The organism is Luteolibacter rhizosphaerae (assembly GCF_025950095.1).
In the GTDB taxonomy this organism is placed as follows: Bacteria; Verrucomicrobiota; Verrucomicrobiia; order Verrucomicrobiales; family Akkermansiaceae; genus Haloferula; species Haloferula rhizosphaerae.
The window spans coordinates 19,274-39,579 of the sequence record NZ_JAPDDR010000011.1 but is presented as its reverse complement, the minus strand read 5'-3'; the positions used below and the strand labels follow the sequence as shown (position 1 = coordinate 39,579).

Genomic DNA, 20,306 nt, shown 5'->3' with positions numbered 1-20,306 from the left:
CCAGAGATACCGCCGTGAGATCCTTCGTTTTACACCCGTCTGCTCTCGCTAGCATGAGTCACCGCCGCGCGGATTCTCGGCCCGTATACCGGATGAAGCGCATAGCTTCTCAGAGGCATCTCCAAGCGGTCGCTCCAGGTTCCGCGGCCATAGCTCCCCGGCAGGTTGAATCTCAGCGGGATTCCCAAGAGATCGCTGCACATCAGTATCGCCAGTCTCGCCCGGGTCTGGAAGAGCGCCGCTTGCAGCGCTGCTAGACTCACATCATCCAAGGTTTCCGGGCCGTGCTCGTGCAGACCCGCGAAGGTCAAAAGCGCTTCCAGGTCCTCCGCCGATTTTCCCTCGGGATCGTCCCTCGATTCCGTCGAAAGCTGGTGGAATAGCGAAGCGAGCGGCGCGTTATCGTGGTTCGCATAGGTGGCCAGGCTGAACTCTCGAAAAGCTTCTGGAGCGATCACCCGTTCGTCTGCCCTTCTCAGCAGTTGTGGAAAAGAAAGGTTCGCCAACTCGAGTTCGTCCAGCGTACGACGCATGTAATCGGGCATCTCGCCCATGATCTCCGCCACCAGATCCATCTCTCCGGCCGCATCGATGATCTGGCCGATCACCTCCCGCCCTTGCAGCTCGTTCATCCCCGCCGTCAACGGATCTTCGTCCGGTCCGGGCACGAAGCGCGGCAGCAGCCCGCCCGTCTTCTCCGCCGCTTCCTCTTCGGTCAGCGCGGAGAACTCGACATGGGCCGCCCCGCCACGCCACGGGAACATGTAAGCACGGAAATAGCCCCGTAGATGATCGATCCGGCATGCGTGGAAGAACTCCTTCTCCCATTCCACGCGCCCTCGCAGCCAAGCAAACCCGCTGGAGCGATGGTTTTCCCATCGATACGGCGGCAGCCCCCAGTTCTGCCCCCACCGCTCCGCATCCTTCGTCGTGTCGAAGTGTGCCAGCGGCCGTGTTCCCATGCTCCATTCCGTGTCGAAGAGTGTGGAATTCGCCCACACATCCGCACTGCTTTGGCCGACGCCGAAGGACATCTCACCCATCACCAGAATCCCGCGTGCGTCTGCATGTCGGCGCACTGCCTTCCATTGGCGGTAGCCCACCCACTGGATGAAGGAGAAGCCTCTCCGGAGCTCTTCGAGATCCTCCCGCGCCGGATGCTGCGACAGCCAGCTCTGCGCCGCCTCGTAGGAGCGGTGCTCCGGTCGCCAATCATCCCAGTGCGTATTTCCCTCATATTCCCGCACCAGCAGCCGGAAGAGTGCGTATGCGTCCAACCAGGAGGCCTGCGCCTTGAGGAAGCATTCGAATTCCTCCCGCAGCGCGACCTCACCCTGCGCGTTGAATTGATACGAGGCCGCCAGAAGGATCTGGGCCTTCAACGGGTGCACCGCTTCTTGCCGCACCTTGCCTTCCCGCAGCTGGGTCAGCCACGCCTCCGGTGCTGCCTGCGCCATCATCTCCTCGCTGAGGCCGGGCACCTCCTCCGGAGCGATCGTTAGCAGCGCCGGCGCGAGGGCGCGCGAGCTGATCGGATTGTATGGGCTATGATCGCCGATCGTCTCGTGCACTGGAAGGATCTGCAGCACGCTGAATCCGTGATCCGCGCAGAAATCGATTGCCTCCTTCACCGCAGCAGTATCACCGATGCCGTAGTCGCCGTCCCGGCGCAGCGCATACACCGGCACGAGGAGGCCGGCACGTCGTCGATTGAGCATCGTCTGGTTCATGGCTTGGGAAAGTCTTTCGGCGGGGGCAGGCGCACGCCCTTTATCTCGAGGCTCTGCATGGTGTTGCGCGAACTCCGGACCTCGCATGAACCGCGCCAACGGTATCTGCGGGGCGCAGCGAAACTCGGAAGCCCCTCATTCTTGCAGGTTGCCGCTAACCCATCCTCATTCTGCATCCTGCGGCGCGCGACCAGTCCGCCCAATTCCGCTCCGCCCCGGAGGAACGTCGGTCTGCTCTTAAACGGAAGAAGCTCGATGCGTGCTACTAGCACCATCGTATTCTGAGGCAGACTTCATTCCCCAGACTTGCTACTTCTGGACGACTCAGCCGTGGAACCTTCGAGCCCCCCCGACTCCACCCAGATCACCGCTTCCCGCAGCACTGCCGCCGCATCCGGCAGGGAGAGCTTCATCCGGATATTGTTCCGATGTGCATCCACTGTGCGGGGGCTGATGTGTAGCTTCGCCGCGATCTGCGGCGTCCCTAGGCCCTGCCCGAGCATTTGGAAGATCTCCAGCTCGCGATCGGTCAGCGTCGCCGGGCCGAAGGCTGGCTCCCGGTTATGCCCTACCGACATCCGGTTCAGGATATGTGCTGAGACTCGCTCGCTGAGGTAGATCCCGCCGCCGATCACTTCGCGTAGCGCTTGCGTGAATTGCTCGCTGTCGGATCCCTTCACCAGATAGCCCTTGCCTCCTGCGCGGATCACCCTCTCCGCATACAGCATTTCGTCGTGCATTGAGAAGACCAGCACCCGCAGGGTCGGGTGCAGTGCCAGCAGGTCCTTGATGAGTTCCAGCCCGCTCTTGTCCGGAAGAGTGATGTCCATCACCACCACGTCCGGGCGCAGTTGCGGGATCTCATTCATCGCCTGCATCGCGGTGGAGGCCTCTCCGCAGATCTGGAAGCGGCCGTCCTGCTGGACGATATGGCTCAATCCCCCGCGGAGCATCGGGTGATCGTCGACGAGATAAATCGTATTCATGATCAGTGCTCGCTCCGGCGCGAATCTTCATCCATAGCCGCGCAGGAGCAGCCTTGCAAGGATCGTCGCCGTCGCGTGAAAGCCCTTAGCGCGGGTAACCGCTCACCATCGTGTCGATGCCCACGATCTTCCGGTCATGGGGGGTAAAGCCGGTCCTGAAATGGTAGAAACGTTCCCTGAGCACCTCGAAGTCGCGGATCTGAGCGTAACGGTAGTGATCCCAGCCTTCCTCCGGCTCCGTTTTCCATGCCACGAGAATTAAGGCATGTGTCTTCTGAAAGTTTCCCAACAAGTGAGGTTCGGCTGTTATCCGCTCCCGCTTGTAGGAGAAGGAGATTAAACAGCGATGGCGGATCGCATAGCGAACGTCCTCCAGATTGGCGTAAGGTAGGACGTGCATTGGGTAGAGAAGAGGTTTTGGAGCGGACTGGATGAGCGAGGCGGGACTCAACCTTAACCTTTCAGGCGGTCGAGATGGGGCTGGGTAGCATTTGAGGGCCTCATAACCCCCGAGGCAACCTGCGGCACGTAAGCGAATCCCATCATCTCAACTAAGCGGATCGCTTACTTTTTCTAAGCGAACACGTTTCCTGCAATGCTTGCAGGGTTTGTTCCCCGTCTTTCACCTTCATTTTCAAAGCTCGAATCGAGAGCCTAAGGTTTTCGCTTAGATCTGGCTGTAGACTTCCCTTAGAGACGCCCCCCAATATGCCTGACAGGCTCAGGCTCATGGCTCTCCGTATCACTTCCTTCTGTCGCCGGCCCGCCCGCCATTTCTGTTTCCGCCTCGCGGGTGCTTAACTTCCTGATCCGCGTGCTACATTCTGGTTTGGCGCGGCCCCCCTTATGGTCTAGGGTAGGGTCGAGTGACTTCTCTCCCAGATCGGGGCCACCCTGTTCGGACCCCTATGGAGTCGGGAATGGAGGGGGAGCATTGGCTTCCTATCGGAGTTCTGAGCGTGCTCCTTTGCGAGGCAGTCACCACCCCGGAGATGCCCGGCGGGGATTGGCGGGTCATCAGTTGCAATGTCCTTCCCTCCGGAGCGGAGGGGCAGCAACTCGCCCGGGGCACCCTGCTATCGCAGTCGCTGCCCGCGCATGGGGACGAAGAGTGGTTGCAGCGCTTGAGACCCATTCTTGCCGATGAGCCTTCTGTCGCTTTTGAGAGCAGCATCGGCTTGCCGCCACGGCGTCACCTCATCGTGGCCCGGCGCGTGCCGGATCCCTCCCGCATACTCTGTCGCATTCTCTTCGTCCCGCTCTCCTCTTCCGCGGAACCTCCGGATCAGTTGGATAAGGCCTTGGCCGATCTCGAAGGCATGAAGCGCCTCCACGACCTGAACCGCAGGCTGATGCGGAGCCGTAGACTGGGGGAGATGCTGACGGAGATCCTCGAGGCCACGCTCTTCATCTCCCGCATGACGGGCGGCTGCATCCGCCTCTTGGACCCGGGCGGCCGCTTGGACCTCGCCGCTCATTCCGGCCTCGCCGCGCCCCTGCTCTCCGGCTTGGGGGCCATCACCTTGGCTCCCGCCTGCCAAGCGGAGCTTGCAGGTGGACGGCACTACTTTCTCGGCGATCTCGCCGCAGAGCAGGAGACGGCTCACTCGGACGAGATCCGCTTGCTTCTCTCGCAGGATATCCGGGCAGTGCAGGCCATCCCGATTATTTCCAGCCAAGGTCGCCTGTTGGGACTGCTCTCCACCTACGCCACGGAGGCGCGCACTTACGAGGAGCACGAGCTCCGCCACCTTGACCTGCTTGCATGGATCGCCTCTGATTGCATCGAGCGCGCCCGCTCCGAGGAAGATCTTAGGGCATCGCAGGCCCAGCTCGCCGCCATCTTTGCGGAAGCTCCGGTCGGCATTGCCGAAGTCTCCGCGGAGGGCTCCTTCCTGCGGGTGAACAACCGCCTCTGCGATCTCTTGGGCCGCTCCCGGGAGGATCTGATGCACCTGCGCCCGGCGGATGTGACTTATCCCGATGACGTTGGCGAAACCCTCGCCGGCTTCCGCAGCGTCTTGGAAACCGGCCATCCTGTCTCGATCGATAAGCGCTATGTCCGGCCGGATGGGAGGATCGTCTGGGCGAATAGCTCTTTCTCCGCGCTGCAGGTCCCGGGTCGTGAGGAGGTTTCCATCCTTGCCGTCACGGTCGACCTTACCGAGCGCCGGAAAATGGAGGCCGATCTCTTGGCTTCCGAGGTAAATCTCCGCTTGGTGATGGATAGCGTCCGGGACTACGCGATCATCACCACCGATGTCGAAGGCCTCATCACCGGGTGGAACACGGGCGCGCGGCACATCTTTGGCTACGGGCCGGAAGAGGTCCTTGGTCGCCATGTCGGCATGATTTTCACTCCCGAGGATCAGGCGGCGGGCATCCCGCAGGCCGAGTTTGTCATTGCGAGAACGAAAGGCCATGCCGCCGACGAACGCTGGCACCTGCGAAAAGACGGTCGCCGCTTCTGGGTTTCCGGGGTGATGTCACCATTGGAAGAAGGAGATCTGGTGAAGGGCTACGTAAAGGTCGCTCGCGATCTCACCGAGCAACGCGTCGCCCAAGCCGCGGTTCGCGACAGCGAGCAACGTTTCCGCCTCCTTGCCGATTCCATGCCGCAGATCGTCTGGTCGAATACTCCGGCCGGCGATGCCGCCTATTTTAACCGCCGCTGGTTCGACTACACCGCTGCCGATCCCGCCGCATCTCTCGGCTCCGGCTGGCAGGCCTTCATTCATCCGGATGATGCGGAAGCCTTGCTTCAGGAATGGAACTCCGCGCTGCAGGGAGGCCGGATCCTCGATGCGGAGGTGCGCTTGCGCGCCTGCGATGGCAGCTACCGCTGGTTCATTGTCCGGAATGTTCCCCACTTCGACGATCAGGGACTCGTCATCGGCTGGTTTGGCACCGCCACCGATATCACCGAGCGCAAGATCCAGGCCCAGGAACTCCAAGCCGCCCACGATCTCTTGGAAACCCGCGTTCAGGATCGCACCCGTGAACTGCGCGAAGCGATGCAGGACCTCCAGCGGGAGGTCAGCCAGCGGGAGCGCTTGGAGGAGGAGCGCGGCACCTTGCTGTCCCGCTTGGTCAGTTCTCAGGAGGAAGAGAGGGCCCGGCTTTCCCGCGATCTGCATGATGACCTGTCCCAGCACATGGTGACCATGCGCATGGAGATCGATAACTTGCGCAGGCAACTCACCGACGAGCACCCCGAACTGGTGCAAAAGGATGTCTTCGAGTCACTCATGGGCCGCGTGGATGAACTGATCCGGGCGGTTCACCGTCGGGCTTGGGAGCTACGGCCTTCCGAGCTAGACCATCTCGGCTTGGAAGTCGCGCTTCGGCACTATCTTCAGGATTGGAGCAATAAAACCGGGATCGCTTCGCACCTGCACACCGGCACTTGGAGCGACCTGCGTCTCCCGCCCGATGCTGAAATCGCATTGTATCGTGTCGTCCAAGAGGCCCTGGCCAATGTCACGCGCCACGCCTCGGCTACCAAGGTGGACCTGCATCTTGACGCAGACGGGGAAGTCCTGCTCATGATCTCGGACAATGGCCGCGGCTTCGAGCCCGTCAGTGGAAAAGGTCGCTTGGGATTGCTGGGCATGCGCGAGCGCTTGAACTCGCTCGGCGGCTCGCTCGCAATCGAGTCAGCCCCCGGCGCCGGTACCACCATTCGTGCTGGGCTGCCCTTGCCTGCACTTTGATCATCCGCAGTGCAGGTAGCGGGACTCCATCACCCGCGCCTTCAGCCGGTTCTTCATGTGATCCAACGCTTGCCGCGTGCCCTTCGCATCTTCGGAGGCCACGCAGTCCGTCGGCACCACCAGCGCGAAGTCGCGCATATAGGCGTCGTTTGCCGTATACAGCACGCAGATATCCGCGGCGAAACCCGCGAGAATGAGGGTCTCCGCTTGGAGGAAACGCAGCAGTACGTCCAGGGAGGTGGAGTAGAATCCCGAGTGCATCGGCTTGAGCACGAAGTAATCGTCATCCTCCGGCAGCAGCAGCTTCGCGACCTCCCTCCCCGGAGATTCGGGCGAGCTGCAGCGCTTGATCTGCGATTGGAAGTCGCATTGCCAGTGCCCGAAGTTGTCGTTCACGTAGATCACTGGCACCCCGGCTTTCTTCAGCCGCTTGCGCAGCGCGGCGATCTTCTTGGCCGCTGGCAGGGCATGCTTGAGCAGGGCCTCGCTCTCCGGGAAGGCCATGTCGTTGATCACGTCGATCAGGAGAAGCGCATGGCGACTTGGAATCTTCATGGCATTGAAACATCGCACGGATCACCGCGCTTGCATCCGCCCGCTTGTCATCGGGAGGATAGAACCTGCGTCTCCATCTCTGGAAGCTTGGCGGCGCGCCGCTCCGGGCTCAGTAGCGCATCCATGGCGGCGGTCACCCGCCGTTCCTCGACCGCGTCCCGCTGCGCGATCGCTTCCGCCTCCAAGGCTGCGAAGTCGATATCTTCCCATTCCGGGGTCCACGGCTGGAGTTCCCGCAATACCACCCAGAGGATGCGTTTGCCTTGGATGCCCAGCACCAGCATCTCCAGCGCTTCGAAAAGTCCCAGATCACCCGGCTCCAGACCCTCCCACATCAGCTTGAGACGTCCGGCCTTGGCGGTGATCTTTCCCGCTGTTTCGAGCACCCTGCTGCTCTTCTTGCCCGTGGCCAGGATTAGCTCATGCAGCACCTTCCGGTCCTGTTCAACTTTGCGACCGAGTTCGCGGTAGAAGCCGATGTCCTCGTCTTCTTCGCACGCCTTGGCGATGGCTTCGATGAGGTCCACGGCTCCGGCGGATCCGGCCAGATGATCGTTGAGATAACGGCTTAGTTTGTCGTCCATAATGATTGAAGGCTAGGTGCCGGTTTTGGAGTCGGGGTCGTTCACCTTCTTGCTTTCCGGAGACCCGTTCTGGCGCAGGAAGATGCTGAGAATAACGATCGAGAGCACCGCGAGGAACTCGCTCTGCCAGTTCTGGAACGACTGGAACCAAAATTCGGCGTCGCCTAGGAACGCCGCGAAGGGTTCGGGTTCTTCGCCGTGCTCGACCCTCTCGGCATTGAATTCTTTCCAGCCTCCTGCGGCGTGGATGCCGAAGGACACGAGGAATAGGCCGAGGAAAGCCAGTGATAGGGAGTTCCTGTACAACCAAGGGGCGGGCTTGCTTTGCCGCTCCTTGGCGATCTTGTCGGCTTGGTCGGGATCATTGGATTCGGCTGATCCCCGCTGGAAGAGGTAAGCGGTCAGGATCACATAGGCCCCCATCTGGAGGAACTCGCTTTCCCAGTTTTCGCCCGTAGCTTGCCAGAAGTGGCCGCTGGCGAGATACGCCGTCAGCGAGATCGCTGCCTGCCCGTGCGTTTCTAGATCTTCGTTGAAGACCGCGTGCCCGGCCACCGCTTGGCAGGCCCAGAATAGGAGAAACAGGAACCCGAGGGTAAGGCTTAGCCCATGGTCCCTGAGTGCGCGCCTCATGCGCTACCTCCCAGGTTGATTCCGAACTCGGCGGCTGCCACATGCGCGAGTTCCGCTGATTGGGCCAGTTTCTCCGAGAAGACTACGCACAATGCTTCAGCGGCTTCTCGGTAACCAACCGAGCGGGCCAAGGCCGAAGCAAAACCGAAGGCGGCGACTTCATAGTGCAGGATCCGATTGCAGTGGGCGACCAGCAGCAGGTCGCGGGTCGCTGCGGCTTCGGCGATCGCAAGATGCTCGTCGCCTCCCTCGATTAATCCCTGCATCGCTTTGCACGGGTCCCCTGAAGGTTGGTGACCTACCAATTCGGAGACGAAAGCCAGCGTTTGCAGGTGCCTTGCCGCCGCCTCCTTGGTTTGGAGCAGGTTCGAGCGCAAAGCCTCGTTCGTGGCCGCCTTGGCCAGGTCCGGCCAACTCTCGTCTGCTTGAGTTTCGCAGCTATGGAGATCGTTGAGCTGGTCTTTTAGGACGTCTTCACTGCTTTGAATCTTCATGGCCTGCGGTGGAGTCCCTTCGCAGCGGCAATACCAAACGGCCCACGTCCCGGAGGCCTAGACCCTCGGGTATGGAATGGGGCGGGAAAGGACGCCAGCGCGTGCAGCAAGCACCTTGGACGTGCAACTCGCACTGGCTGACAGCCCTCACGCCCGGACCCGATCTAACAAGATATGGGCTTCATCCCGCGGTACGGCACCTGCGATAGCGAGCCCTCGAGTTTCCCGAAGCCATGTCAACCAGCACCCCGGATACCAGCGAACTTGAAGTGCTTACCGGCTCGGATGCTGAGTTCCGCGCCCAGACCATCTACTTCATTGTCCTCGATCGATTCCACGAGGGCTCACCGGACAAGCCCCGCGAAAACGACGGCATGCTAGATCCCGAACGCAAGCAGTGGAACAAGTATTGGGGCGGCGACCTCCAAGGACTGCTCGACAAGCTGGACTACCTCCGCTCTTTCGGCATCGGGGCGTTGTGGAGCACCCCGCTTTTCGAGCAGGTGGAGTCAATGACGAATGGCGATTCCGAGCCGCGCGCTCCCATCCACGGCTACTGGACCAGCGACTTCAAGCGCATCAACCCGCGCTGGATGAATCACCCCGAGGAGAAACGCATCTTCACGCGCAACGACACAGTCTTTGATGCACTCTTGGCGCGCATGCATGACCAGGAGATGAAGTTCATTCTCGATTTCGTCTGCAACCACAGCTCGCCGCAGACTGCGGCAGGGAAGGGGAAGCTCTATGACGACGGCAAGCTGGTCGCGGACTTCGACAATGACGTGGACCATTGGTATCACCATTACGGTGAGGTCACCGATTGGTGTGACGAATGGCAGCTTCAGAACAAGGAGATCGGGGGGCTGGCTACCTTCAATGAAAATAACATTCTCTTCCGCAACTACATCAAGGAAGCGGTGAGGCTCTGGCTCGGCAAGGGGGTGGATGGCCTCCGAATCGACACCGTGAAGCACATGCCGCTCTGGTTCTGGCAGGAATTCAGTGCAGACACCGATGCAGCGAATCCGGAGGTTTTCCGATTCGGGGAATGGATCAACAGTGACCCAGAGGACGAGCTCTCGGTAGAGTTCTCCAACCGCTCCGGCATGTCGATTCTCGACTTTGGTCTCTGCCACGCCATCCGCGATTGCTTCGCGGCGCAGGATGGGCGTGGCTTCAATGCCCTGAGCCGTGTTCTGGAATGCGACGGCAAATACTCCTGCGCCACCGAGCTGGTCACCTTCTTCGAGAACCACGATATGCCTCGCCTCCAGTCGCTCGGAGTTTCGGATCGGCAGTTGGAACTCGCCCTGGTGCTACTCCTCCTCTCCCGTGGCATTCCTTGCCTCTACTACGGTTGCGAGCAGTACCTCCATAACGACACCGATGGCGGCAATGACCCCTACAACCGCCCGATGATGGAACGCTGGGAGCTCACTGAGGCCACTCGCATCATCGGCATCCTCGCCGCGGAACGACGCCAGAACGAAGCGATACAGTTCGGCGGCCAACGGCCTCGCTGGATCGACGAAAACACCTACGTGTTCGAGCGTTCCTATCGATCATCCTGCTGCCTCGTCATCTTGAACAAGGGCGAGGCCCGCACTCTGGAACTAGAGAATCTGGCTCTGCCAGACGGCGAGTATCGCTGTCTACTCGGCGATGCCCGCGTCGTCACGCAGGATGGCAAGGCCACCCTCGAACTGGGCAAGGAATCCGCCATCGTGATCTCCCGCCCCGAGCAGACCCTGCAGGGCGACACCAAGGTCCGCCTCCTTCTCAACGGTGCCCCCACCAACCCGGGCGACCGCGTCCTCGTCATCGGCGATTGCGAGGAACTGGGCTCATGGGACCTCAATGAAGGCATTGAGCTCGAATGTATCAACAACAACACATGGTTCGGCGAACTCGTCTTCAAAGCCTCCGCCGGCAAGGTTGCAGGCTACAAGTACGTCATCCTCCCCCCGGAGCGCGATGCTGCCCCTTGCCGCGAAAATCTCCTCGTCCGCCGTCGCCTCATTCTCGCCAACCGCTGCGCCAAATGGCGAGACAACTGGGAAAGGAGCTAAGCATCCGAAGCTCAGGAAGCCATCGGCACGGTAGATGCAATTAATGGCCACGAATCCACTTCAGGAATCTTCAACGCAATTTCGGCCGAACAGATGAGCAACAAATCCAAAGGTGAACACGAGCACCCTCAGCGTCCCGAGCAGGAGCAGGCCAAGCAGCCAGGACGTGAGGGTGAGATGAATCCATCGCCGGTCTTCGAGAACCCGGAACTACGGGGCAGCGGGCGCTTGGCTGGCCGCGTCGCGATCATCACGGGAGGCGACTCCGGTATCGGAAGGGCGACGGCGGTGGCATTCGCGCGTGAGGGCGCGGACATTGCGATCATCTACTTGGAAGAGGATGAGGACGCCCGTGCCACCGCTGCTTTGATCCATGAAAAGGGACAACGATGCCTTCTCCACAAAGCTGACATCGGTCAGCGGGAAGCTTGCCGAGAGGCGATCGCTGTCACCCTTCAGACCTTCGGCAAGCTGGACATCTTGGTTAACAATGCCGCGGAGCAGCATCCTCAGGAATCCATTGCGGACATCACCGAAGACCAATTGGAGAGGACGTTCCGCACGAACATTTTTGCCATGTTCCACTTAACCGCCGCGGCTCTCCCGGAGCTTATGAAATCACGTGCAGCGGCAATCATTAATACCACATCGGTAACGGCTTATCGCGGAAGCCCGAAATTGCTAGATTACTCGGCGACCAAGGGAGCAATCGTAAGCTTCACCAGGTCGTTGGCCGGGCAACTCGCTAAAGAGAAAATAAGGGTGAATGCGGTGGCACCAGGCCCGATCTGGACCCCATTAATCCCGGCAACGTTTCCAGCGGATGAGGTGGCGACTTTTGGATCGGACAGCCCGCTGGGTCGTGCTGGGGAACCTTGGGAATGCGCCGAGTGTTTCGTCTTCTTGGCTAGCGACGCCGCTAGCTACATCACCGGTCAAGTTCTCCATCCCAATGGGGGAGAGATCATTAACGGGTAGGGTTGCTCAGATAGGATCTTGCCCCAAGCTGGGGCCGGCGGACGGGTCGCCAGCGTGGCAGCGTACGCATTCTGCGATTTCTAGTTGGAATTCGCGGCTCGTTATCAGGATGCGTCGCTACATCAGGCCTTTCGTTATTTGGAGGGCCAGATCCGATGGCGGGCCTGGTCCCCCCGGAGGATGCCGAGATTGCGTTGTACTGCCTCCCCACCTGGTACGCGGTAATCTCAGGGGAGAGTTCGGTGGCCGGTTCGGCCGATAAGACGGACCTTACCGCCACCTACCCATGAAATGGAGGGAAATCAGAGGTGCTGCAGGCGCTTGAGAGCGTTGATGTGCTTTTCGAGCGCGGGGAGCAGCTTGGAGCGGATGGGCTCTTTGATTTCTTCCATCGCCCCCTGCTGCTCGAGTGCTTCCTGATATTCGGAGATGCCGTGCTCCTCGCCGGCGATGAGAGCGGAAAGGGCCAGCGATTCGCCAAGCAGCTTCGCTCCGCCTTCGACGGCCCTCGCGAAGGTGCCCCATGCGCCCGAGTCCTCGGCCGGAGTGCCGCCCATATGGGAGACATGCTGACGAAGGATGCCGACGGCTTCCTGGTGATCCGCCTTAATGGCCTGCAAGTCGCCTAGTTCCGGCTCGTTGGTGAACTTCTCGATAGCTTGGTTGTAGTTCTCAACGGCGGAGAGTTCGCCACGGAGCAGGCTATTGAAGGTGTCGATGCAGTCTTCGGTGGAGTTCATTGACTTGATCGTTTCGTATTAGGCCCGGGGAATCCGGAGTCCGGGTGATGAGCAGGAGGAGGGCCAGCAAGCAACAGGCTCCAGAACGAAGAAACGGATTGCTCCAGATGCAGGATGCGATACGTGGGGTGGCAAGCTGCACTGATAGGAGCTCAGGAACCGTTAACGCTGAAAGAGCGAAGAGATGAACCTAGCGGAGAAACATATCACTGTTAGAAAAATCGTTCCCCCGACGTCTCCGGGGAAGCTATGCCAACTCGTTCCAGCCGATTCTTGCTCCGCCTGTGGTCGCGCCGGTTAGCAGTTGCCGTGATCTTGATCATCGGTGGCCATCTGATGATGGCTGCTCCCTGGCTACTTTTGCGCGGCGTTTAGGGTGCCGAAGGCCGATGGCCGGGCATGGAGCGCAGGGTTGGAGGCGAGGGATAGGGAAAGGTGCAGCGATTGATGGAGGAGAAGCGGGCCGGACACCCCCAACGGGACCGGCCCGCCCCGTGGCAACCAGCTTGCACTACACCACTTTTGCCCTTCAAAGGGATTGAAAGTAGGTTTCCGGTCCCACGAGAAAAGACCGTTGATGGTTATGGGCTCGTGAGTCGAAAGGCAACAAAGAGAGAATACGAAATCTGCTTAATCAAATGGACTTGAATCGCCTACCGGAGCGGTTAAATCGGAGGGGATGGTCCCTATCGGGATAGTCACGACAGGCCGGCGATATCCGGGGGGACTCTCCGGCCGTCGCGAGCGGTCACCGGCCCAACCGCCGGTGGCCGCTTTGCACATCGACGTGGGTGGCGGAGCGATTTGGGAGCTAGCCGATGATGCCGACATGCCACGAAAACGCTTAAATTCTTATAGATGACGCGGGAGACTCAGGGCGCTTGCAGGCTGTCATGAGCGATCTGCGGCCGGGGTGTCGAGGGCTTCCTGGGGAGGCGAGTCTTTGGTCACCGGTCGCCCTTTAAGGAAGCGACATCTGCTAGGGTTGAACCCGCTGGCACCATGGGGGATACGGTGCCAGCGAGTCCTTTGATCCGGGGAAAGAACGTGTCGAAGCTCGCTTAACATCCGGATCTAACAAGGGGATTAGATGCGCAGTTTCAAGCGCGGGCAGATTGCACGAACAGAGTTGTGCCGAAGCGACCGAATCAGAGACCATTGTTCCGAACCCCAATTCGAGCATGGAACCCTAATAAACCGTTCGATCGCATTCCATTGGGACGCGAGGGCAGTCCCCGGTCTCATCAACAAATTTAAATCCCTCCCTGCAGATCCTCCGACAAAATGGGTATGTTTTGCGTAAGCGTTAGTTCATCACTGATCCGCAGTGACTTCGGCTCTTCCAGCCTCTCTTGCTCTGAAAGGTCGGTGGTCTTTATAGTAATCGTTGGGCATTATTCCGCCGATGCCGCGTCGCCTTCGCTTGTAATCCGGTAAATTACGCCGCCGCCGTCGTCGCTCAGCAAGACCTATCCGTCTTTCAACTCCAGGAGTCCGCAGGGACGACCGAACTGCCCGTCGCCACGGACAAACCCTGTCAGGAAATCTTCAAACTTGTCCGGTGCTCCGTCTTTGAAGCGTAAACGCATTACGGAGTAGCCGCTCGGTTTGGATCGGTTCCACGACCCGTGAAAGGTAACCAAGGCATCACCGTGGAATGCCTTCGGGAAGTTCGTTGCGGATGGAAACAGGAGCGCCATGGGCGCGCTGTGAGCGGTGGCGGTCAGGACACTGGGCTCGCAAAGCTCCGCATATTCATCCCAATTCATTCCGGTGGTTTCCTTCGGATCGTCCTCCAAGTTCGCCTTCCCATCTTCATAAACGAAAGGCCACCCGTATTTCTTGCCCTTCTTCAGCTCGTTCAGCTCCTCCTTTTGCGCGTCGTCTCCTAGATAATCGATGCCGTGATCCATCCCATAGAACTTTCCTGTCACGGGATGCCAATCGAATCCGATGGTGTTTCGAAGTCCGCTTGCGAAGATATCCCGCGTCTTCCCTTCAAGATCGATCCAGAGCATCGTGGCGCTCTCCTTGTTGGGTTCCGCAGCCGCGTTCGCTGCGCTTCCCACCGACAGAAACAGTTCGCCATCCGGGCTGAAGTCCAAAGTCCGGTTCGGGTGCTGTCCGGCGTCCGGCAACCCCTCGTAGAGGAGCTTCAGTTGTCCGATTCCTCCGTCGTCGGATAGCGGAGCTGAGTACACTTCCCTGATCGTCGCTAGAAAGACCGTGCTACCCTTGATGGCAATCCCGTGGACGTGTGGCAGCTCAAGAACCTTGCGAGGCGCCTCGGCCGCCCCATCCTTGTCTGGGTCTTCGAGTAGGAGAATATCTCCCTTCTCGCCGCGGCGTGTGACGTAGACACGGCCTTGGGAGTCAGCGGCCATCATTCGAGGTTTGTCGAGATCGCGTGCGAATACCGAAAGCTTGAAACCGTCGGCAATTTTCAGCCCGGCAATCCTCTCATCGGTTGCCGTTAGTTGGACAGGCCTGAAGATGTTGCCAGTGATCGTCGATGTAGTCGGCTCCTCGGAGAAGACGGGGAGCGCTAAAACAAGGGTAACGGCTAGGGTGGTAGGTGGGGTAATAATCATCGATGAATTGCTCACTTTACCGGTTCGATGCCATCTCTGTAGTCACATCAGCTAAGGCATTCTACTAAGAGAATGATTGCACGTAGCCAATCCGAGTCGCGCAGCATGCACCGTGGTGCTTCGATCTGCACTGCCTGCGAAGGTGCCGATTTTGAACTTCCTTCCATCCGCGCCGAACAGCCTAGCTTCAATAAGGGCAAGCAGGGCCCGGCGATCTGGCCAGCGACGATGCGAGCAGTGTCGGCGACAGGTCAATCTTGACAAGGCATCTTCATGGACTTTCAGGTCGTTTCGGACGGGGGGCACTTTGAGATTTGCAGGGCACTGGGGCAATGCCTACATGCCGTTTTCATGATTTAGTTCGCGGCTTTAGATATTGTTGCGATAACCACCCATCGTGAGATGCCTCAGCCTTTGCCGTAGTCGAGAGGAGTGTGTCCCGCGGGTCATAACCTCCGATTTGGGTCCTAGGGCTTGAGAACCCACGCGTCCTTTTCTTCGTCATCATCTGGCCGCAGACGCCGCGCGAAGCGCTTGAACTTGTGCCCGGGGTAGGATGGACATAGGTAGCGATGCCGCTTGGCCCCCATTCGGGGACAAGTTCGGCGAAGATCCAGTCACCGGGCAGACATTCATGAGGAGAGGTCCTCGCGGTGCCGCCGACGCTCACCGTTTCGGCCTCCAAGTCGGGTCGGGCGAGCTTCATTTTTGGGGGAGGTCGGGGGTAGGGGTAGAGGTGGAAGGCTCTGCCACATACGCTGCGGCGGATGAGGCCTCCCCGACTTCGTCGCATGAGCGCAGGGCAAACGTCGCTGGAACGAAGGTCGCGACCAATGCGACAGGAATCCACAGGCTTGGATCGGAGACGATATGCAGTAAGGGGATCTTGAACATGCCCGCGCTCTTCGCAGAGAATATACCAGCTCTAACTGGACGTATTTATGGCGGAATGCGCCTCGGGATCGCGCGACCTGCAAATAGCGGGGTGAATTTTGCCACCAGAACTCCCAAAAAATCCCCTGAACCGACGATTTAGAGCCGAGGCATGGCAATTGCGACAGGGCCCGCCATGAACATTCTGATTTCTAGCAGTGCACGGAGTGCGAATCGCGTTTCAGCCCTCGGCTTCCTCGGTGCTTTCCTTGATCGCTTCATGGCGGAGAACCGCCACATCCGGTTTCGCTCGGTGGCACCGGTCCTCGACGACGCGCTGGAGATGATGGGCACCGATGCGACGCATGACCAAATGGCTGCCGCAGTAAAGAGGATGATCGAGGTCAGAGAGGGACGGGTCGTGATTGGTCCGGCTACAGCGGAGGACCGGTATTGAACTGGGCGCTAGTCGTCTTGTTTCCACGCGTCCGCGTTCCGGGGTTTCCATTCCCCAATAGGCGGGCCTAGCTCTCCTCCTTCGATAGGGTATCCTCTAAGGTCAGCGACCACCGCTTCAAGTTGCTTCAGGAGCCGGGCGTGATCGGGTTCCGAAACGCCCGGGTCCGGTTCGATCCGGGCGATGCACATATCCGGGAAATCCTCGAAGAGCATGTAACGATGCTCCGCATTGGGGAACAACCCGGCAAAACGCTCCACGGCCGCGTCCATGTCCCCGAAATAGCACCCATTCAAGGTGAGCACTTTCACCCCGAGGGGATCGAATCCGTCTGGGAAATCCATGCGTTATCCCTCGCCCCTGGCCGGACCGAGTCAAGCGGCGCCGTTCCTTGACCCTGATGCTAGCTTTCCGCCATGTGCACTGCCTACGAGATCGGGACGACGGATTTCGACGTCGATTGGCTGGTGGCCGATGCGTTCGAGGCTTCGATGTTCGATGAGGGGGCCTACCAAATCATCCGGCCCACGCTGATGGCACCGGTAATCATGCCGCACGGAAGGGCGGAGCTTCTGAAATGGGGATTCCGGCACACCCCTTGGGGAGCGAAGAAGCCGCTTTGGGTGGGAAACACCAGAGAGGACAAGCTCAAGATTGCCCTCTGGAGCCAGGCGTTCAAGGAGCGACGCTGTATCATTCCTGCCGCGGCTTTCTACGAATGGACGACGGGCCCGCTCGGGAATGCCGTCCCGCTCCGGTTCCGGAGACCAGGGAAGCGCGGGATGTGGATTGCGGGCATATGGGGAGAGAAAGAGGATTGGGGGCGATGGTTCTCGATGATCACCACCGAGCCGACTACCGCCATCGAGCCGGTGCACGACCGGATGCCCGCCGTGCTCACGGAGCAACAACTCCGGCCGTACCTCGAGGGAAGCCTCCACGCCTTCGGTCCTTCCGCGGAGCCTCTTGAATGGAGCGAAGCGGAGAACTTCATCAAGCAGGCTAACGCTGCGAAGAAGGCTTCGAAACCGCCGGCATCGAAGGCACCGAAGTCACGTGGCAGGAAACCTGACCCGGACCAAGGCGAGCTACTCTGATTTCCACCAGTCGGCCGCAGATGAATCGTCCAGTCCTCTTCGCGTGGGGCGCTCTCCCCTGACGGGTGGCGGAGGCCCCGCGGGATCGAATCGCATCCAAACGAAGGCCGATCCGACTTCGCCATCGTCCCCTTCCTGGTCGATTGTCGGAGCTTCAGTCCATCCAAAATGCCAGACCGCGCCCTCGGCGGACACCCAGGAGCATGGGCTGTTCGATAGCTCCCAGTTTTCGGGGGCGGTCATGATGGAGACCCAATCTCCGATCTCGCATTCCGATAGTTCGCCGCGCTCCACCGAGGCATCATCCACCGATGAGCCCCCGGCTTCAAGCTGATGTGCCACCTGCGACCCAATCGTTTGCATTTGGCATGGTCTGGTTGCAGACCCGCAACGGACAATCGTGACGCGAGGCGGAATTCCCCGTTCGGACGCTCGGGAATGATTCCTGCGAATGGAGACGGCGTGGCTACCACGAGGTCCAAGCTGGGAAAGTACAAGGACAAGCGGAGGTTCGGCGCGACTCCGGAGCCTGCGGGCAAGGTTGGTCGCAAAGCCGGCGCTTCCTTCGTCATTCAGGAACATCACGCGAGCCATCATCATTTCGACTTCCGCCTCGAGATCGACGGGGTGCTGGTGAGCTGGGCGGTCCCGAAGGGAATCCCGGAGGAACCCAAGGCCAAGCGGCTCGCGGTGCATGTGGAAGATCACCCGCTCGAATACGGATCCTTCGAGGGTGAAATCCCCAAAGGCAACTACGGCGCGGGGACCGTGAAAATTTGGGACAAAGGCGAGTGGGAGCCGGAAGGGCGCTCATGGCGCAAGGATTTCGAGAAGGGAAAACTCAAGTTCTTCCTCCGGGGCACGCGCCTGCACGGAGAGTATCTCTTGATCCGCACGGAAGAGCCGAACTGGCTTTTGAGGAAGATCTCCGACGCGGCCCCCTTTGAAGCTGCAGTCGAGCTGGAGCGTGAGAAGGCCAAGTTCGTCCCCTTCCAACTCGCCAAGGTCGTACCCACCGTTCCCTCCGGAAGCGAGTGGATCCACGAGCTGAAGCTCGACGGCTACCGCATCCAGGCGGTGAAGGCGGCGGGCAAGCTCCAGATCTTCACCCGCAACGGCCACGATTGGACGGACAAGTTCGGGACCTTGGCCAAGCGATTGGATGCCTTGTCGACGAACGACTTCGCACTCGATGGCGAAGCGGTGGTGTTCGATGAGAAGGGCCGGTCCAGCTTCGGCCTGTTGCAGGAAGCGCTCGGTGTCCGCGCCCGCTACAAGCCGGGCGTGGAGATTTGTTTCGTCGCCTTCGATATCCTCCATTTCGACGGCCTCAATCTCCGGCCGCTCCCGCTCTCCGAGCGTCTCACTTGGCTATCCAAACTCCCGATCGGTGAAACCGGATCAATCCGGCGTTCGAAGGTCTGGACGTCCGATTCCGGGGCCGATCTTTTCAGGGAAGCTTGCAGGCTGGACCTCGAGGGAATCATCTCGAAGAAGCTCACCCAGCCCTATGCTCCGGACATGCGCGAGTGGACCAAGAGCAAATGCCGGCCACGGCAGGAGTTCATTGTCTGCGGATATCTTCCTCCGAAGAGCTCCCTCCCGGCCTTTTCGTCCCTGGTTCTTGGCACGGTGGAGAACGGAAAGCTCGTTGCCCGCGGTAAGGTGGGCACCGGCTTCTCCGACGAAAGCCGCCGGCAACTGCTCCGGAAGCTGGAGCGGCTCCGCACCGATACTCCGGCATTCAAGTTCGACGAGCGCAACGTCGTCTGGATTCGTCCGCAGCTTGTTGCAGAGGTGGAGTACGCCGAGATCACCCGCGATGGCTCGGTGAGGCAGGCCAGCTTCATCGCGTTGCGCGAGGACAAGAGTGCGAAGGAGGTGCATCTCGAAGGCGTCCAAAAGGCCCGGGCAGATTCGAGGGGTTCAACGGTGCATGGCATCACGATCACTCACCCGGACCGCGTCGTGTTTCCCGGCGACGGCGTCACCAAGTTTCAGGTAGCGGAGTATTTCGAGCGCGCCGGCGAACTGATCCTCCCGTTTTTGACAAACCGTCCTCTCGCACTTCTCCGGGCGCCGGAAGGTGTGGGGAGGCAGCTGTTTTTCCAGAAGTCATTCGACAAAGGACAGCCGCCAAACGTCTACGCCAAAACGCTCTCGGATGGCACCGAGACAATCTTCGTCAAAGACGTCAAGGGCCTCGTATCCTTGGCTCAGTTCGGTGTGCTCGAGCTCCATCCTTGGGGGGCAGCCTATCCGGAGGGCGACAAGCCGGACTTCCTGATCTGGGACTTGGACCCGGATTCGTCGGTGGAGTGGCCCGAGGTCATGGGGGCAGCATTCTTACTTCGTGATTTTCTTCACGCGCGGGGGCTAGAGCCGATGGTGAAAACATCAGGTGGCAAGGGGCTGCACATCCAACTGGCCATAAGACCTTTTTACGGATGGGACCTGATGAAAGAGTTCACCAAGCAGGTTTCGATAGCCGTCGCCGCCTTCAATCCCCCGAAGTTCACGACTGTCATCTCGAAGAGCCGCCGGAAGGGTAAGATCTTCATCGATTATCTGCGCAACGGACGTGGAGCCACTTGCATCGCTCCATGGGGATTGCGGGCCAGGCCGCGGGCTCCGATATCGATGCCTGTTTCATGGGACGATCTGCATCAGGTGACTCCCGCCGGTTTCACAATCGATGAACCGCCGCAGGCCCCCGCGGAATGGACCGCCTTCAAGCGGCAGCGCATCACCAAGGCCCATATCAAGGAATTCGGCCTCGCCTGACTTTACCCCACCAACACCA

16 protein-coding genes are annotated in these 20,306 nt (G+C 59.9%); 6 read left to right on the top strand and 10 right to left on the bottom strand.

Annotation, left to right across the window (positions count from 1 at the left end; all coding sequences use genetic code 11):
* Nucleotides 1–29: 29 nt before the first annotated feature.
* From OJ996_RS19920 to OJ996_RS26645, 3 genes are all read right to left on the bottom strand, one after another.
* Complete coding sequence (locus tag OJ996_RS19920; protein WP_264515427.1) at nt 30–1,718, bottom strand: 4-alpha-glucanotransferase; 1,689 nt, start codon at nt 1,716–1,718, stop codon at nt 30–32.
* A 305-nt stretch (nt 1,719–2,023) separates the two neighbouring features.
* Entirely contained in the window at nt 2,024–2,716 is a 693-nt protein-coding gene (locus tag OJ996_RS19915; protein ID WP_264515426.1) for a response regulator transcription factor, read from the bottom strand.
* An 85-nt stretch (nt 2,717–2,801) separates the two neighbouring features.
* The gene (locus OJ996_RS26645) at nt 2,802–2,969 is read right to left on the bottom strand and encodes a hypothetical protein (RefSeq protein WP_264515425.1); all 168 of its coding nucleotides are present in this window, start codon (nt 2,967–2,969) and stop codon (nt 2,802–2,804) included.
* A 706-nt stretch (nt 2,970–3,675) separates the two neighbouring features.
* Here OJ996_RS26645 and OJ996_RS19905 point away from each other — a divergent pair.
* The gene (locus OJ996_RS19905; RefSeq protein ID WP_264515424.1) at nt 3,676–6,429 is read left to right on the top strand and encodes a PAS domain S-box protein; all 2,754 of its coding nucleotides are present in this window, start codon (nt 3,676–3,678) and stop codon (nt 6,427–6,429) included.
* On the opposite strand, the gene OJ996_RS19900 is transcribed toward OJ996_RS19905, so the two are convergent.
* The 4 genes from OJ996_RS19900 to OJ996_RS19885 are packed head-to-tail and all read right to left on the bottom strand — an operon-like array spanning nt 6,430 to nt 8,695.
* Nucleotides 6,430–6,984: a cysteine hydrolase family protein gene (locus OJ996_RS19900; RefSeq protein WP_264515423.1), complete on the bottom strand. Its 555-nt coding sequence runs from the start codon at nt 6,982–6,984 to the stop codon at nt 6,430–6,432.
* A gap of 47 nt (nt 6,985–7,031) precedes the next feature.
* Nucleotides 7,032–7,568, bottom strand: coding sequence for a hypothetical protein (locus OJ996_RS19895; RefSeq protein ID WP_264515422.1), 537 nt, complete (start codon nt 7,566–7,568; stop codon nt 7,032–7,034).
* Between the two features lie 12 nt (nt 7,569–7,580).
* Nucleotides 7,581–8,201: a DUF6766 family protein gene (locus OJ996_RS19890; protein WP_264515421.1), complete on the bottom strand. Its 621-nt coding sequence runs from the start codon at nt 8,199–8,201 to the stop codon at nt 7,581–7,583.
* Nucleotides 8,198–8,695 carry a DUF892 family protein gene (locus tag OJ996_RS19885; protein ID WP_264515420.1) on the bottom strand — a complete coding sequence of 166 codons (498 nt, stop codon included), beginning with the start codon at nt 8,693–8,695 and terminating at the stop codon, nt 8,198–8,200. The genes OJ996_RS19890 and OJ996_RS19885 overlap by 4 nt, the downstream gene beginning before the upstream one ends.
* Before the next feature lie 233 nt (nt 8,696–8,928).
* On the opposite strand from OJ996_RS19885, the gene OJ996_RS19880 reads away from it, so the two are divergent.
* Together OJ996_RS19880 and OJ996_RS19875 are read left to right on the top strand one after the other, a co-directional pair.
* Nucleotides 8,929–10,767 (top strand): alpha-amylase family glycosyl hydrolase, encoded by a 1,839-nt coding sequence (locus OJ996_RS19880; protein WP_264515419.1) that lies wholly within the window; start codon nt 8,929–8,931, stop codon nt 10,765–10,767.
* Between the two features lie 93 nt (nt 10,768–10,860).
* Entirely contained in the window at nt 10,861–11,745 is an 885-nt protein-coding gene (locus OJ996_RS19875; RefSeq protein WP_264515418.1) for a glucose 1-dehydrogenase, read from the top strand.
* Between the two features lie 302 nt (nt 11,746–12,047).
* On the opposite strand, the gene OJ996_RS19870 is transcribed toward OJ996_RS19875, so the two are convergent.
* Both OJ996_RS19870 and OJ996_RS19865 read right to left on the bottom strand, forming a co-directional pair.
* A complete protein-coding gene (locus tag OJ996_RS19870) occupies nt 12,048–12,485 on the bottom strand; it encodes a DUF2383 domain-containing protein (protein WP_264515417.1) in 438 nt (145 codons plus the stop codon).
* A 1,469-nt stretch (nt 12,486–13,954) separates the two neighbouring features.
* Complete coding sequence (locus OJ996_RS19865; RefSeq protein WP_264515416.1) at nt 13,955–15,091, bottom strand: PQQ-dependent sugar dehydrogenase; 1,137 nt, start codon at nt 15,089–15,091, stop codon at nt 13,955–13,957.
* 1,054 nt (nt 15,092–16,145) lie between these two features.
* Between OJ996_RS19865 and OJ996_RS19860 the strand changes: the two genes are divergently transcribed.
* Nucleotides 16,146–16,406 (top strand): hypothetical protein, encoded by a 261-nt coding sequence (locus tag OJ996_RS19860; protein ID WP_264515415.1) that lies wholly within the window; start codon nt 16,146–16,148, stop codon nt 16,404–16,406.
* Nucleotides 16,407–16,414: 8 nt separating this feature from the next.
* Here the strand turns inward: OJ996_RS19860 and OJ996_RS19855 are convergent, their stop codons facing one another.
* On the bottom strand, nt 16,415–16,717 hold the full coding sequence (locus tag OJ996_RS19855; protein ID WP_264515414.1) for a hypothetical protein: 303 nt from the start codon (nt 16,715–16,717) through the stop codon (nt 16,415–16,417).
* Between the two features lie 105 nt (nt 16,718–16,822).
* On the opposite strand from OJ996_RS19855, the gene OJ996_RS19850 reads away from it, so the two are divergent.
* Both OJ996_RS19850 and ligD read left to right on the top strand, forming a co-directional pair.
* Nucleotides 16,823–17,503, top strand: a complete 681-nt coding sequence (locus OJ996_RS19850) for an SOS response-associated peptidase family protein (RefSeq protein WP_264515413.1) — start codon at nt 16,823–16,825, stop codon at nt 17,501–17,503.
* A gap of 438 nt (nt 17,504–17,941) precedes the next feature.
* Nucleotides 17,942–20,287, top strand: coding sequence for a DNA ligase D (gene ligD, locus OJ996_RS19845; RefSeq protein WP_264515411.1), 2,346 nt, complete (start codon nt 17,942–17,944; stop codon nt 20,285–20,287).
* Nucleotides 20,288–20,306 lie beyond the last annotated feature (19 nt).

Excerpts from the sequence above, each read along its gene's own strand:
- OJ996_RS19920 (WP_264515427.1), bottom strand. The coding sequence starts at position 1,718 with ATGCTCAATCGACGACGTGCCGGCCTCCTCGTGCCGGTGTATGCGCTG.
- OJ996_RS19915 (WP_264515426.1), bottom strand. The coding sequence starts at position 2,716 with ATGAATACGATTTATCTCGTCGACGATCACCCGATGCTCCGCGGGGGA.
- OJ996_RS19900 (WP_264515423.1), bottom strand. The coding sequence starts at position 6,984 with ATGAAGATTCCAAGTCGCCATGCGCTTCTCCTGATCGACGTGATCAAC.
- OJ996_RS19895 (WP_264515422.1), bottom strand. The coding sequence starts at position 7,568 with ATGGACGACAAACTAAGCCGTTATCTCAACGATCATCTGGCCGGATCC.
- OJ996_RS19890 (WP_264515421.1), bottom strand. The coding sequence starts at position 8,201 with ATGAGGCGCGCACTCAGGGACCATGGGCTAAGCCTTACCCTCGGGTTC.
- OJ996_RS19885 (WP_264515420.1), bottom strand. The coding sequence starts at position 8,695 with ATGAAGATTCAAAGCAGTGAAGACGTCCTAAAAGACCAGCTCAACGAT.
- OJ996_RS19880 (WP_264515419.1), top strand. The coding sequence starts at position 8,929 with ATGTCAACCAGCACCCCGGATACCAGCGAACTTGAAGTGCTTACCGGC.
- OJ996_RS19875 (WP_264515418.1), top strand. The coding sequence starts at position 10,861 with ATGAGCAACAAATCCAAAGGTGAACACGAGCACCCTCAGCGTCCCGAG.
- OJ996_RS19870 (WP_264515417.1), bottom strand. The coding sequence starts at position 12,485 with ATGAACTCCACCGAAGACTGCATCGACACCTTCAATAGCCTGCTCCGT.
- OJ996_RS19860 (WP_264515415.1), top strand. The coding sequence starts at position 16,146 with ATGAACATTCTGATTTCTAGCAGTGCACGGAGTGCGAATCGCGTTTCA.
- OJ996_RS19850 (WP_264515413.1), top strand. The coding sequence starts at position 16,823 with ATGTGCACTGCCTACGAGATCGGGACGACGGATTTCGACGTCGATTGG.
- ligD (WP_264515411.1), top strand. The coding sequence starts at position 17,942 with ATGATTCCTGCGAATGGAGACGGCGTGGCTACCACGAGGTCCAAGCTG.